Annotated in this window: 13 protein-coding genes; 12 read left to right on the forward strand and 1 reads right to left on the reverse strand. The window is 29.7% G+C overall.

Annotation, left to right across the window (positions count from 1 at the left end):
* Positions 1–123: 123 nt before the first annotated feature.
* The 5 genes from hisS to EGM88_RS05605 all read left to right on the forward strand — a co-directional run bounded on the left by hisS (position 124) and on the right by EGM88_RS05605 (position 4,754).
* Complete coding sequence (gene hisS / locus EGM88_RS05585; protein ID WP_123896979.1) at positions 124–1,497, forward strand: histidine--tRNA ligase; 1,374 nt, start codon at positions 124–126, stop codon at positions 1,495–1,497.
* A 106-nt stretch (positions 1,498–1,603) separates the two neighbouring features.
* Positions 1,604–2,299, forward strand: a complete 696-nt coding sequence (folE, locus tag EGM88_RS05590) for a GTP cyclohydrolase I FolE (RefSeq protein ID WP_123896980.1) — start codon at positions 1,604–1,606, stop codon at positions 2,297–2,299.
* Positions 2,292–2,744: a hypothetical protein gene (locus tag EGM88_RS05595; protein ID WP_123896981.1), complete on the forward strand. Its 453-nt coding sequence runs from the start codon at positions 2,292–2,294 to the stop codon at positions 2,742–2,744. Before folE ends, EGM88_RS05595 begins: the two co-directional genes overlap by 8 nt.
* A 26-nt stretch (positions 2,745–2,770) precedes the next feature.
* Complete coding sequence (locus tag EGM88_RS05600; RefSeq protein ID WP_123896982.1) at positions 2,771–3,286, forward strand: PH domain-containing protein; 516 nt, start codon at positions 2,771–2,773, stop codon at positions 3,284–3,286.
* Positions 3,273–4,754, forward strand: a complete 1,482-nt coding sequence (locus tag EGM88_RS05605; RefSeq protein ID WP_123896983.1) for a PH domain-containing protein — start codon at positions 3,273–3,275, stop codon at positions 4,752–4,754. The genes EGM88_RS05600 and EGM88_RS05605 overlap by 14 nt, the downstream gene beginning before the upstream one ends.
* Before the next feature lie 4 nt (positions 4,755–4,758).
* On the opposite strand, the gene EGM88_RS05610 is transcribed toward EGM88_RS05605, so the two are convergent.
* Positions 4,759–5,817 carry an acyl-CoA reductase gene (locus tag EGM88_RS05610; protein WP_123896984.1) on the reverse strand — a complete coding sequence of 353 codons (1,059 nt, stop codon included), beginning with the start codon at positions 5,815–5,817 and terminating at the stop codon, positions 4,759–4,761.
* A gap of 64 nt (positions 5,818–5,881) precedes the next feature.
* On the opposite strand from EGM88_RS05610, the gene EGM88_RS05615 reads away from it, so the two are divergent.
* From EGM88_RS05615 to EGM88_RS05645, 7 genes are all read left to right on the forward strand, one after another.
* The gene (locus EGM88_RS05615) at positions 5,882–6,232 is read left to right on the forward strand and encodes a 4Fe-4S dicluster domain-containing protein (protein ID WP_123896985.1); all 351 of its coding nucleotides are present in this window, start codon (positions 5,882–5,884) and stop codon (positions 6,230–6,232) included.
* A 210-nt stretch (positions 6,233–6,442) separates the two neighbouring features.
* The gene (gene ychF / locus EGM88_RS05620) at positions 6,443–7,537 is read left to right on the forward strand and encodes a redox-regulated ATPase YchF (RefSeq protein ID WP_123896986.1); all 1,095 of its coding nucleotides are present in this window, start codon (positions 6,443–6,445) and stop codon (positions 7,535–7,537) included.
* A gap of 60 nt (positions 7,538–7,597) precedes the next feature.
* Positions 7,598–8,728, forward strand: a complete 1,131-nt coding sequence (gene tgt / locus EGM88_RS05625; protein ID WP_123896987.1) for a tRNA guanosine(34) transglycosylase Tgt — start codon at positions 7,598–7,600, stop codon at positions 8,726–8,728.
* 79 nt (positions 8,729–8,807) lie between these two features.
* Positions 8,808–9,893: an LptF/LptG family permease gene (locus tag EGM88_RS05630; RefSeq protein ID WP_123896988.1), complete on the forward strand. Its 1,086-nt coding sequence runs from the start codon at positions 8,808–8,810 to the stop codon at positions 9,891–9,893.
* Complete coding sequence (locus EGM88_RS05635) at positions 9,893–10,777, forward strand: DMT family transporter (protein ID WP_317126532.1); 885 nt, start codon at positions 9,893–9,895, stop codon at positions 10,775–10,777. Before EGM88_RS05630 ends, EGM88_RS05635 begins: the two co-directional genes overlap by 1 nt.
* Positions 10,778–10,883: 106 nt before the next feature.
* Entirely contained in the window at positions 10,884–12,275 is a 1,392-nt protein-coding gene (gene glmM, locus EGM88_RS05640; protein WP_123896990.1) for a phosphoglucosamine mutase, read from the forward strand.
* Positions 12,276–12,324: 49 nt separating this feature from the next.
* Positions 12,325–13,806: an aminotransferase class V-fold PLP-dependent enzyme gene (locus EGM88_RS05645; protein ID WP_123896991.1), complete on the forward strand. Its 1,482-nt coding sequence runs from the start codon at positions 12,325–12,327 to the stop codon at positions 13,804–13,806.
* Positions 13,807–13,809 lie beyond the last annotated feature (3 nt).

Consider the following 13,809-nt stretch of genomic DNA (forward strand, 5'->3'; position numbering starts at 1 on the left):
TTGTAAGTTTAATTTTTTTTGTTTTAGCCAATTTTTTTGCACTTGAAAGGCATAAACAATTCAGTTTTCATTCTTAAAAAACGGTAATTATTTACGATATTTGCCATCTTATTAATAAAATAAATGGCACAGAAAACTAGTATACCTAAAGGCACAAGAGATTTTTCGTCAACAGAAGTTGCTCAACGCAATTATATTTTTAATGTAATTAAGCAATCCTTTGAAAAATACGGGTTTCAACCTATTGAAACGCCAAGTTTTGAAAATTCATCTACTCTAATGGGAAAATATGGTGAAGAGGGAGATCGGTTGATTTTTAAAATTTTGAATTCAGGGGATTATTTAGCTAAAGCCGATGAAGTTTCTTTAAAAGAAAAGAATAGTAATGCTTTAACAAAGTCAATCTCTGAAAAAGCCCTTCGTTACGATCTTACTGTACCTTTTGCTCGCTATGTAGTACAACATAGAAATGAAATTGAATTTCCTTTTAAGCGGTATCAAATGCAGCCTGTTTGGCGTGCAGATAGACCTCAAAAAGGAAGATTTAGAGAGTTTTATCAATGCGATGCGGATGTTGTTGGTAGTACTTCACTGTGGCAAGAAGTAGAGTTTGTACAATTGTATGATGATATTTTTACCAAACTGGGCTTAAAAGAGACTATAATAAAACTTAATAATAGAAAAATACTTTCTGGTATTGCCGAAGTTATTGGAGCTTCTGATAAATTGATTGATTTTACCGTAGCCTTAGATAAATTAGATAAAATAGGTAAAGAAGGTGTGGTTAAAGAAATGTTAGGAAAAGGGATTACAGAAGAGGCTATAAAAAAAGTAGAACCGTTATTGGAATTACAAGGTAACAATCAATCAATGTTAGCAGAATTGAAAGTTATCTTAAAGGATTCCGACCAAGGTTTACAAGGCGTTTCTGAATTGGAATTTGTAATTGATAAAATTAATGAATTAGAATTGAATACTAGTAATTTAAAACTTGATGTAACTTTAGCTAGAGGTTTAAATTATTACACGGGAGCTATATTCGAGGTGGAAGCAGCTCAGGTAAAAATGGGCTCTATTGGTGGTGGTGGAAGATATGATGATTTAACGGGAATATTTGGTTTAAAAAATATGAGTGGGATAGGTATCTCATTTGGTTTAGATCGAATTTATTTAGTGTTAGAAGAGTTAGGTTTGTTTAAAAAAGTAGAATTGCCAAAACCTAAAGTGTTATTTATCAATTTTGGAGAAAATGAAGCTTTATATTGTTTAAAAACAATTAAAAAGTTGCGAGAAAATGAGGTGAAATCAGAATTGTATCCCGATAAAGCCAAACTTAAAAAACAGATGAATTATGCTAATAAACGTGATATAGATTATGTGGTGTTGGTAGGTGAATCTGAATTAAAAGAACAAAACTTTACGTTAAAGAATATGAAATCTGGAGAGCAAATAACATGTAGTTACGAAGAAATGCTTAAAACAGTAAAGAATTCGTAAATTTGCAAAATATTTTTAATTAATATAATTGATTTAAACTGTCCTTTTAAGGACTTTCAGGGGCGTTTTATTTTGTACTATTCCCCAGAATCTTAATTTAAAGACTATGTTTGAAGGAAAAAACGGTAAAATAAATTCCGAAATTATGCAAGAAGAAATCGGGGATAACCATATAGGAACTTCTGCTAAAACACCATTGCGAAAAGATGCATTTGAACTTTCAGATGCAGATAAAATTAAAGCCATTGAAGAAGATATGGCTCATGTTTTACATACCTTAGGTATGGATTTAACAGATGATAGTTTAAAAGGAACTCCACGTAGGGTAGCCAAAATGTTTGTTCAAGAAATATTTTCTGGCTTAAACCCTAAAAATATGCCAAAGGCGTCTACTTTTGAAAACAATTATAAATATGGCGAAATGTTGGTGGAAAAAAACATTACAGTTTACTCTACCTGTGAACATCATTTATTACCAATAGTTGGTAGAGCACATGTTGCTTATATTTCTAATGGAAATGTAATTGGTTTGTCTAAAATGAATCGAATTGTAGATTATTATTCAAAACGACCACAAGTGCAAGAACGTTTAACCATGCAAATAGTGCAAGAACTACAAAAAGCATTAAATACAGATGACGTGGCTTGTGTAATAGATGCGAAACATTTATGTGTAAATTCTCGTGGCATTAGAGACATAGCAAGCAGTACTGTAACTTCTGAGTTTGGAGGTAAGTTTAAAGAAGACGCAGTAAAACGTGAATTTCTAGACTATATTAAGTTAGAAACAAGTTTTGAATAGATGGATAAGTAAAGTACCATTTTTATTTTGGGGATTAATTCCTCTACTACTGATATATATACTTTTTACTTATGATAAGTATACAGACATAAATATTCATGATACTTACTTTGTGCTGCCTCAATATTTCTTTGTTTTATTACTAATTGTAATACTTTTTGTGACAGGTTTAGGCTACTATTTAGCATATTATAGTGAAAAGTTTAAGCCTATTGGACTTCTTACAATAATGCATATTATTTTATTTTTTATTGGATTGATAATCTTAATTAAAAGTCCAATTTTTGAACAAATACATCCTGCAAAAGACGGATTTGATCTAAAAGAAAATTTAAGGATAATAAGGTTAAATTCAAATTTAAAGTTTTATGCTACATGGAGTTTTTTGACAGCACAAATACTGTTTTTAATGAATCTGACAATAAGTATATTCAGAAGAAATTAAAATAAATATTTCCCTATTTTTACCAAATGACATTTCAAAATAATCAAATTGATATGAATTCGCTTCCGTCCGTTATGGATATGGAGATGATTTCTATTGAAAGGAATTATTATAAGGTAATGTTAATTAATAATCTTATAAAATACATTAGCATAATTGTTATTTTGTTTTTTGTTTATTTTTTTAATACCAAATTTGATTGGAATCGCTTTTTTCCCTGGATAGTTGGTATATTAATTATTGGAATTTTATTTCATGCTTATGCTGCAAAAATTGGATTTAAAAATAGGAAGTATGCGTTAAGAGATCATGATATTTCTTATACAGAAGGTTGGTTGTTTTCAAAATATTATACCGTTCCTTTTGTTAGAACACAACATGTGGAAATTAGACAAGGTTTTGTTTCTAAATTTTTTAATCTGTCTAATATAAAAGTTTTTACTGCAGGTGCTGGTGATGATGTTTATATAAAAGGTTTGCGTACTGAAACCGCAGAGGAGATAAGAAACTTTATAATTTCAAAAATTAATGGAAAATTATAACTTTTCTGAACCTACACGTCAATCAATAAAAGGAATTATAATTATTGTATTAATAACCTTAGGAAAGCGGTTAAAGCAATATGCTATTTTATTTGTTTATGTTTTTTTTCAATGGTATAAAAAAACTGAATTAGCTCATACATATGGTGTGTATGTAGTAGTTGGTTTATGTTTTTTATTAACTTTCTGGATTGTTAGAGGAATATTAGTTTATAAAAATTTTACATTTCTATTTAAAGAAAACCAGTTTTATTTACATCAGGGTATTTTTAATAAATCAAAAACGGTAATTCCAAAGTCTAAAATTCAAAATATTCACATTAGTCAAAGTTTTATACAACAACTGTTAAATGTTGTTCAAGTAACTATTGATAGTTCAGGAGATGAAGGAGATGAAGTTGAAATAAAAGCGTTGTCGAAACCAAAAGCTTTAGCTCTAAAAAAGCTGTTGCTTGATAGAAAAGAACAAAAAACAGAAGATAGGTCAAATGATGCTATTCTTGTAAAATTGAATTTTATTGATCTTCTTTTAGTGGGTATTACAGAAAATCATTTTAGAAATTTAATGATAATAATAGTAGCCATTGTAAGTTTTTATCATGATATAAAAGATTTGTTAACAGAATTTGGAACAACTATAGATAGTCAGTTTATATCCTTGTTTTTTGACAATAATCTCTTTTTAGGATCAACATTGATTATACTTTTTTTATTGATTTCAGGATTGTTATATTCCATTTTAACTACACTGATTTTAAATTTTAATTTTTCTATTAGAAAAAAAAGGGAAGCATTTGTAATAACTAAAGGTATTTTTAATAAAACAGAATTTACCGTGCAATTAGATAAAATTCAGTCTGTTGCATATGTTACCAATTTTTTTAAATCTAGATTTGGTCTTTATACAGTGCGTTTGTTTCAGACAGCTACAGAATTTAAAACGCAGAAAAAAAGAGAATTGATTGGATTAAAAAACGAAGATTTAAGGGCTCTTGAAAATTATATTTTTAAGTTTAGTCCTATAAAAAAGCTTGTTAAAAATAAACCTCATGTTTATTATTTGAGACAATTAAGTCTTAGGGCGTTTATAATAGTTGCTCTTTTCAATATCTATATCTTGGTTTTACCACCGCTGCCTTATCTGTTTTTTCTAAATTTTTTAATTATTCCTTATGTGGCTTTTATGGCTTATTTAAAATGGAAAAAATGTTATTATTATTTTGATGCAGACTATTTTGTATTCGGTTCAGGAGGAATTGATACAGTTACAAGTATCATAGAAATTCATAATGTTCAATCTGTTAGAACAACTCAAACTTATTTTCAAAAAAAACATAAACTTTTCAATTTACATTTAGCTACAGCTTCTAATAAATTCAAGATTCCTTGTATAGAAGAGCAAGAGGTTGTTAAATTAACCAATTACTTATTATATAAAATAGAATCAAGTGAATTGGCTTGGCAATAGTAATTTATTCTAATTCGCTCAAAAACTTTAATGTATCTACGCCATCTGCATATTCACTTAAGCCAGGTTGTTGTGTTTTTCCAAAATTGACAGTGTTTTCTAAAACATCACTAACTACACATTGTATATAATCGTTATCCGCTTTAAGTTTAGATTTTAAGTTGTCTAAATTATCATAATACTCATAAAAAGCTGTGGCAATAGGTGAGGAGTAACTATTATCCTCTTTAATCATAAAAAAGCCATTTTCTAAAATATCAAATTCACTCATTAAATAGACTGCTTTATTGTAGTCGTAATTGTTTTCGTATTTTTTATAATTGATTATATCATTATACTCATAAATAGCATTAAAGAAAAGGTTAAAATCATAACCTTTAGGTACAAAAAGTTTAGATACACTTCTGCAACCTAACCCAAAGTATCTAAAAATATCTTCTCCTATTCCTTTTAAGGTATCAAGGTTTTCATTTCCTGTAAGCACAGCAACACTATTTCTATTGTTTCTAATAATATGAGGTTTATTACCAAAATAATATTTAAAATACCTAGCTGTATTATTGCTTCCTGTAGCTATAGTTGCATCAAAATCAGTTAATTTTTCTTCAGTAAAATGTATTTTTCCTTTAAAGTTAGGTTCAACATGTTCTAAATATTTAGCTAGTAAAGGTAAAAAATGCTTATCATTAGACGATTGTTTTATACAAATATGATGTCCTGAAATTAATACAGATAAAAAATCGTGAAAACCAACTAACGGAATGTTTCCGGCCATAATAACAGCAACTGTTTTTGAAGTATCGATGTTTAAATTGTAACAAGAAGTCCATGCCGTTAATTCATTTTTGTTTAGTAGTTTAGACCAATTTTCGATAGCGTAAAGTACATTGTCTTTAGTAAACCAACTATTAAATTCTGTAGCACGATTTATTTGAAGTTTTACCGCATCAAAAAATAAATCATTAAATAAAACATCTTCTTTTTTCTCAATTTTTTGTTGAGAGAACTGACTTAAAAAATTTCCTAATTCAGCAAAAGCATTGATCCTTTTTTCTAATACCATTTTCAGTTTTTTATCGTTCTAGTTTTTCATATCTTTGCAGCACAAATTTAATTGAAATAAACAAATGGCAATTATAATAACTGATGAATGTATAAATTGTGGAGCTTGTGAGCCAGAATGTCCTAATACAGCAATTTATGAAGGAGCGGAAGACTGGCGTTATAAAGATGGTACTTTATTAACTGGAGATGTGGTTTTGCCTAATGGTAAAAAAGTAAATGCCGAAGAAGATCAAGAACCTGTTAGTGACGAGATTTATTTTATAGTCCCTGATAAATGTACAGAATGTAAAGGATTCCATGACGAGCCTCAATGTGCTGCCGTTTGTCCCGTAGATTGTTGTATACCTGATGAAGACCATGTAGAAAGTGAAGAAACTTTGTTAGAGAAACAACGTTTTATGCATCCAGAATAGATAAAAGCATAAGTGTTTTTTTTAATTTAGTACCCTGTTTTTATAGAGGTTTGTTTTGTTAAATTTTTATTTCCATTGATTTTTCTACTGAGTTATAAACTCATTACCGAACTTTATCTAAAATAGTCATAGAAATAACTCAATAACTTAATTTCTCAGTAACCAATTTAACCCTATATTTGCACCTCAAAATTTTAGAAATAATAATATATGAAGGCAGGTATAGTAGGACTTCCTAATGTTGGTAAATCCACACTTTTTAATTGTTTGTCCAATGCAAAAGCTCAAAGTGCTAATTTCCCATTTTGTACAATAGAACCTAATATTGGTGTAGTAAATGTGCCAGATAAACGTTTGGAAAAATTAGAATCGTTGGTAAATCCAGAGCGGGTATTGCCAGCAACAGTTGATATTGTTGATATAGCTGGTTTAGTTAGAGGAGCAAGCAAAGGCGAAGGATTGGGCAATCAATTTTTAGGTAATATTAGAGAAACTGATGCTATTATTCATGTACTACGTTGTTTTGATAATGATAATATTGTGCATGTTGATGCTACTGTAGATCCAATTAGAGATAAAGAAACAATTGATATAGAGCTTCAATTAAAAGATCTTGAAACGGTTGAGAAAAAACTTGAAAAAGTAAAACGAACTGCTAAAACAGGAAATAAAGAAGCACAAAAAGAGGAAGTAACACTAACTAAATTGAAAACTGGTTTAGAAAGTGCTATTTCAGTTCGAGCAATAGAATTGACAAAAGATGAACATGATGATTTTGTTAAGCCCTTACAATTGTTAACAGATAAGCCTATTCTTTATGTTTGTAATGTTGATGAAGCATCTGCTAAAAATGGTAATGCTTATGTAGAAGCAGTTAAAGAAGCAGTTGCAAATGAAAATGCAGAAGTTATTGTGCTGGCGGTAGCTACTGAAGCAGATATTACGGAGTTAGATTCTTACGAAGAAAGACAGTTATTTCTAGAAGATTTAGGTTTAGATGAGCCAGGTTCTTCAAAATTAATTAGAGCAGCTTATAAGCTATTAAATTTACAAACTTATTTTACCGCGGGTGTTAAAGAAGTTAGAGCTTGGACAATTTTGGCTGGTAGTACAGCACCCCAAGCTGCTAGTGTTATTCATACTGATTTTGAAAAAGGATTTATCCGTGCTGAGGTTATGAAATATGAAGATTTTGTAACGTATGGAAGTGAAGCGAAAGTTAAAGAAGCAGGTAAATTATCAATAGAAGGTAAAGAATATATTGTGCAAGATGGAGACATTATGCACTTTAGATTTAATGTTTAAAAAAGTTGTAGGTTTAATTGAATTTACACCATTGTCTAAATTATATTAGTTGTAGAAAAAATGAAGTTTGATTTAAAAGTAAAAGATAATACTTCAAAAGCCAGAGCGGGAATAATTGCCACAGACCATGGCAACATAGAAACTCCAATTTTTATGCCTGTAGGTACTGTAGCATCTGTAAAAGGAGTACATCAGCACGAATTAAAGGAAGATATAAACGCTGATATAATTTTAGGAAATACTTACCATTTATATTTACGCCCTACAACTTCAATTTTAGAAAAAGCCGGAGGTTTACATAGGTTTATGAATTGGGATAGACCTATTTTAACAGATAGTGGTGGATATCAAGTATATTCACTTTCAGGAAATAATAAAATTAATGAAGAAGGAGTAAAATTCAAGTCACATATTGATGGTTCAACTCATTTTTTTTCACCTGAATCTTCTATGGATATTCAGCGTAGTATAGGGGCTGATATTATAATGGCTTTTGATGAATGTACTCCTTATCCTTGTGAATATAGTTATGCTAAAAACTCTATGCACATGACACATAGGTGGTTAAAGCGATGTATAAAGCACTTAGAAAAAACACCTGAAATTTATAACTTTAAACAAGCTTTTTTTCCTATTGTTCAAGGTAGTACATACAAAGATTTACGTAAACAATCTGCAGAGTTTATTGCTTCAGTTGAAGCTGAAGGTAATGCAATAGGTGGGTTATCAGTTGGAGAACCGGCTGAAGAAATGTATGAGATGACAGACATTGTTTGTAGTATATTACCAGAAAATAAACCAAGGTATTTAATGGGGGTTGGTACTCCAATTAATATTTTAGAAAATATTGCATTGGGTGTTGATATGTTTGATTGTGTAATGCCTACTAGAAATGCTAGAAACGGAATGTTATTTACAGCTCATGGAACAATAAATATTAAAAATAAAAAATGGGAGGACGATTTTTCTCCTATTGATGAAATGAATATTACTTCCGTTGATACCCAATATTCTAAGGCATATTTAAGACATTTATTTGTGGCAAAAGAGTATTTAGGAAAACAAATAGCTACCATACATAATTTAGGATTTTATATGTGGTTGGTTCGTGAAGCAAGAAAGCATATCTTAGCAGGAGATTTTACCACATGGAAAAACGGCATGGTAAAGCAAATGGATAAACGTTTATAAATTATTAACTTAAGAAAGGCCTTTGTTTTGGTGTAGTTGTTAAATCAAATGTAAACCAAAATGTTAAGGGTGGTAAAGGATGAGAATTCTAGATAAATACATATTAAAAAAGTACTTTACAACTTTCTTTTTTACACTATTAATTTTAATCCCTATAACAATAGCAATTGATGTTTCGGAAAAGTATAGTAAATTTTCTGATCATGCAGATTTGGGAGTCGGAGAAATAATAAGTGATTATTATATTCCTTTTATAGTCAATTATGGAAATACATTTATGCCATTGGCTCTTTTTATTTCTACTATTTTATTTACTTCAAAAATGGCTTCTAATACAGAAATTGTTGCCATTCATAGTGCTGGTATTCCTTATATTCGATTTCTAAAGCCATATATATTAGGTTCTTTATTGATTTGTTTAGTATCGTTAACTGCAAATCATTTTTTATTAAATGAGTCTAATAAAACTTTTGAAGCCTTTAATGAAGCTTATTTACGTAGAGAAAAAAAAGCTAAAACTTTTGTGCCTCAAGTCAACTTACAATTGACAGAAAATGACATTGTTTATTTTAAAAATTTTAATTTAACAAGAAATAATGGCTATGGATTTTCATACCAACATTTTGATGGGTTAAATCTTAAATATATACTTACTGGGAGCCGAATAAGTTGGAATAAAAAAGATAGTATTTATACAATTACCAATTATACAAAACGGTGGGTTGGTAATAAAAATGACAGTATTGAAGTAGGTAGAAAATTGGATACCACTTTTAATTTTTTGCCTAAAGACCTATTGTATGTAGATTATCTGGCAGGTGAAATGGCTTCTCCAGAACTATATCATCATATAAAGGAATCGGAAAATAGAGGTGTAAAAAACCTCAATAAATACAAAGTAGAGTTGTATTCTAGAACAACTTTGCCCGTATCTTCTATAATACTTACCATAATTGCAGTTTCTTTAGCTTCAAGAAAAAGAAGAGGAGGAATTGGTGTTAATTTAGCGGCAGGTGTTAGTTTAATGTTTCTTTATGTATTTTTTATGAAAGTAACAGAAGTACTAGGGGCTTCTGCTACTAATAATCCGTTAATAATGGTGTGGATACCTAATATTTTATTCGGAATAATTGCTATTTATCTTTATACTAAGGCAAAACAATAATGAACCCAAGAACTAAAAATTATTTTCATCTCCATTTTATAATTTTTATTTGGGGATTTACTGCAATACTTGGGGCCCTAATTACTATCAGTGCTATTCCACTAGTCTGGTATAGAGTTAGTTTAGCTACTCTTTTTTTATACACGTATATTGTTATAAAAAAAATTAGAATGAAAGTGTCTACTAGGGTAATGTTTAGATTTCTTTTAGGAGGAATTTTTATTGCTCTACATTGGATTACTTTTTTTTACGCCATTAAAATAGCTACAGTTTCAATTGCATTAACAGCCATGTCAACCGGAGCATTGTTTGTAACTTTAATTCAATGGCTTGTTTTTAGAAAAAAATTAATTCCATACGAATTTTTGTTTTCACTTTTAGCAATCGTTGGTTTGATAATTATATTTAATGCAGAAACAAAATATTATATTGGAATAAGTGTAGCTTTAATATCCTCATTTTTGTCATCATGTTTTTCAATTTTAAATTCAAGTCTAATTAAAGAAAGTAATGCAACTGTTATTTCTTTTTATGAGTTGCTTTATGCCTCACTATTTATAGGAATAATTTTAGTGCTTAATGGAAGTATAACCATTGATTTTTTTATGCTTTCAAAATCTGATTGGCTTTATTTAATATTATTAGCATCTATATGTACTGCTTATGCTTTTGCTGCATCTACTCAAGTTTTAAAAAGTGTTAGTCCTTTTACTATGATGCTCAGTATCAATTTAGAACCTGTTTATGGTATACTTTTGGCAATTATTATTTTTAAGGAAAAAGAAATAATGACCAATAATTTTTATATCGGAGCTTTGTTAATTTTAATAACGGTAATTTTAAATGGAGTTGTTAAATTAAAGAAAAAGCCTAAAGTTAATTGAATCATCAATGTTTTTTTTATCTTTTAACAGCAACTCAAATTCTTTATAATTAATTCACAAATCTTTCAATTTCTATTACCTTTGTAAAAATCAAAAAAAATAGCTTGTGAGTTTAATAAAATCAATTTCAGGAATTAGAGGTACCATTGGAGGAAAAGTAAATGATAACCTAACACCCGTTGATGCGGTAAAATTTGCAGCTTCTTATGGTAGTTGGTTAATAACAAGAAATAGTAATACTAAAGATTTAACCGTTGTAATTGGTAGAGATGCTCGTATTTCAGGTAAAATGATAAGCAGTTTAGTTGCTAACACCCTAGTAGGTATGGGAATTAATGTAATAGATTTAGGCTTATCAACTACCCCAACAGTAGAAGTTGCTGTTCCTCTTGAAAAAGCCAATGGAGGTATTATATTAACAGCATCTCATAATCCTAAACAATGGAATGCCTTAAAGTTACTAAATGAAAAAGGAGAGTTTTTAAATGGTGCTGATGGTGCTGAAATATTAGAAATTGCAGAAGCTGATGGATATACTTTTGCCGAAGTTGATAATTTGGGATCTTATACCAAACTTCCAGGCTATATGGACAAACACATAGATGAAGTTTTAAAGCTTGAGTTTGTTGATGTTGAAGCTATAAAAAATGCAAATTTTAAAGTTGTTGTTGATGCTGTAAACTCTACAGGAGGAATTGTTATTCCTAATTTATTGAAAAAGTTAGGCGTAGAGTGTGTGGAATTATATTGTGAACCTAATGGTAATTTTCCTCACAATCCAGAACCATTAAAAGAACATTTAAAAGATATTTCTGAATTGGTGGTTAAAGAAGAGGCTCATTTAGGTATTGTCGTTGATCCAGATGTAGATCGATTGGCACTGGTTTGTGAAGATGGTTCTATGTTTGGAGAGGAATATACATTAGTGGCTTGTGCTGATTATGTGTTGGGTCTAGCTAAAGGTAATACTGTTTCAAATTTATCTTCGTCAAGGGCATTACGAGATGTAACTGAAAAACATGGCGGGTTATACAAAGCAAGTGCAGTAGGAGAAGTGAATGTAGTAGAATTAATGAAAAAAACGGATGCTATTATTGGTGGAGAAGGTAATGGAGGTATTATCTATCCAGCCTCTCATTATGGAAGAGATTCTTTAGTAGGAGTGGCTTTGTTTTTATCACACTTAGCAAAATCCAATAAGAGTTGTAAAGCATTAAGAGATAGTTATCCAAGTTATTTTATGAGTAAAAATAAAATACAACTTACTCCACAGTTAGATGTTGATGGAATTCTAGCTAAAATGGCAGATAAATATATAAACGAAGAGGTAAATACCATTGATGGAGTAAAGATAGATTTTGCTGATGAATGGGTGCATTTAAGAAAATCAAATACAGAACCCATTATTAGAATATATACAGAAAGTAATTCTCAAACCAATGCAGATCAACTTGCAAAGAGAATTATGGGTGAAATAGCATCCATAGCAGGAATTTAATCAATTTAATTTTTAGAATAAAAAATAACCAATTCTAATTTGTAGTAATATGCAACATATATCTTCCTTAGAATCTTATTTTAACCAGTTTAGAGAAAATATTATTGGAGTGGACCAATATTTTGAATCTCCGTATGGTAAAAAGAAAGTTATATATACAGATTGGACTGCTAGTGGAAGATTGTATAGACCCATTGAAGAAAAATTAATAAATGATTTTGGTCCTTTTGTAGCCAATACACATACCGAAACTTCTATCACAGGGTCCGCTATGACACATGCTTATCATAAAGCAAGAGAAATTATAAAACAACATGTTAATGCAAAAGATAGTGATTGTTTAATTACTTCTGGAACTGGTATGACAGGAGTAATTAATAAGTTTCAACGAATTTTAGGATTGCGTGTGCCTGAAAGTATACGAGATTTTACTAATGTTCCTGAAGAGTTAAAACCTATTGTGTTTATAACTCACATGGAACACCATTCTAACCATACTTCGTGGTTAGAAACTATTGCAGATGTTGTAGTAATTCCATGTGAAGAAACAGGATTGGTTTGTTTTAATAGCTTTCAAGAGTTACTTGAAAAGTATAAAGACAGAAAAACTAAAATCGCGTCGGTAACAGCATGTTCTAATGTTACTGGAATTAGAACTGATTACCATAGGATGGCAAAAATGATTCATGCTTATGACGGTTACTGTTTTGTTGATTTTGCTTGTTCTGCACCTTATGTGTCTATTAATATGCATCCTAAAAATGAAGATGAAAAATTGGATGCAGTTATGTTTTCTCCACATAAATTTTTAGGAGGTCCAGGAACATCAGGAGTATTAGTTTTTTGTGATAAATTGTATAATAATTCAGTTCCTGATAACCCAGGAGGTGGTACAGTAAAATATACCAATCCTTGGGGAGATCATAGGTATATTGAGGATATTGAATTAAGAGAAGATGGAGGTACACCAGGATTTTTACAAACCATAAAAATTGCTTTAGCTATTCAGTTAAAAGAAAAAATGAGTATTGAAAAAATTCTGGAGAGAGAACATGAGATTAATAAAAAAATATTTAAAGAACTTAAGAGTATAGATAATTTACATTTATTAGCAGAAGAACACGAAGATCGATTGGGTGTTTTTTCTTTTTTTATAGATGGGTTACATTATAATCTTGGAGTTAAATTATTGAATGATAAATTTGGTATCCAAACTCGTGGAGGTTGTTCTTGTGCGGGAACTTATGGGCATTATTTATTACATATAGATTTACAAACATCTGAGCAGTATAAAGAAAAAATTGAAGAAGGTTGTTTAATAGAGCGTCCAGGATGGATTAGAATGTCTATACATCCAACTATTAAAGATGAAGAGATAGATTATGTTTGCCAAAGTATTAAAGAATTATGTATTAACTTTAATGATTGGAAAAAGGATTATAAATACAATGCAATTTCTAATGAATTTGAATTTATAGGAAAAGATATTTTTGAAAAACAATTGGTTGAAAAATGGTTCTCCAATTCCTAATAA

Origin of the sequence: Aureibaculum marinum (assembly GCF_003813905.1) — a bacterium.
In the GTDB taxonomy this organism is placed as follows: Bacteria; Bacteroidota; Bacteroidia; order Flavobacteriales; family Flavobacteriaceae; genus Aureibaculum; species Aureibaculum marinum.

Excerpts from the sequence above, each read along its gene's own strand:
- hisS (WP_123896979.1), top strand. The coding sequence starts at position 124 with ATGGCACAGAAAACTAGTATACCTAAAGGCACAAGAGATTTTTCGTCA.
- folE (WP_123896980.1), top strand. The coding sequence starts at position 1,604 with ATGTTTGAAGGAAAAAACGGTAAAATAAATTCCGAAATTATGCAAGAA.
- EGM88_RS05600 (WP_123896982.1), top strand. The coding sequence starts at position 2,771 with ATGACATTTCAAAATAATCAAATTGATATGAATTCGCTTCCGTCCGTT.
- EGM88_RS05605 (WP_123896983.1), top strand. The coding sequence starts at position 3,273 with ATGGAAAATTATAACTTTTCTGAACCTACACGTCAATCAATAAAAGGA.
- EGM88_RS05610 (WP_123896984.1), bottom strand. The coding sequence starts at position 5,817 with ATGGTATTAGAAAAAAGGATCAATGCTTTTGCTGAATTAGGAAATTTT.
- EGM88_RS05615 (WP_123896985.1), top strand. The coding sequence starts at position 5,882 with ATGGCAATTATAATAACTGATGAATGTATAAATTGTGGAGCTTGTGAG.
- ychF (WP_123896986.1), top strand. The coding sequence starts at position 6,443 with ATGAAGGCAGGTATAGTAGGACTTCCTAATGTTGGTAAATCCACACTT.
- tgt (WP_123896987.1), top strand. The coding sequence starts at position 7,598 with ATGAAGTTTGATTTAAAAGTAAAAGATAATACTTCAAAAGCCAGAGCG.
- EGM88_RS05630 (WP_123896988.1), top strand. The coding sequence starts at position 8,808 with ATGAGAATTCTAGATAAATACATATTAAAAAAGTACTTTACAACTTTC.
- EGM88_RS05635 (WP_317126532.1), top strand. The coding sequence starts at position 9,893 with ATGAACCCAAGAACTAAAAATTATTTTCATCTCCATTTTATAATTTTT.
- EGM88_RS05645 (WP_123896991.1), top strand. The coding sequence starts at position 12,325 with ATGCAACATATATCTTCCTTAGAATCTTATTTTAACCAGTTTAGAGAA.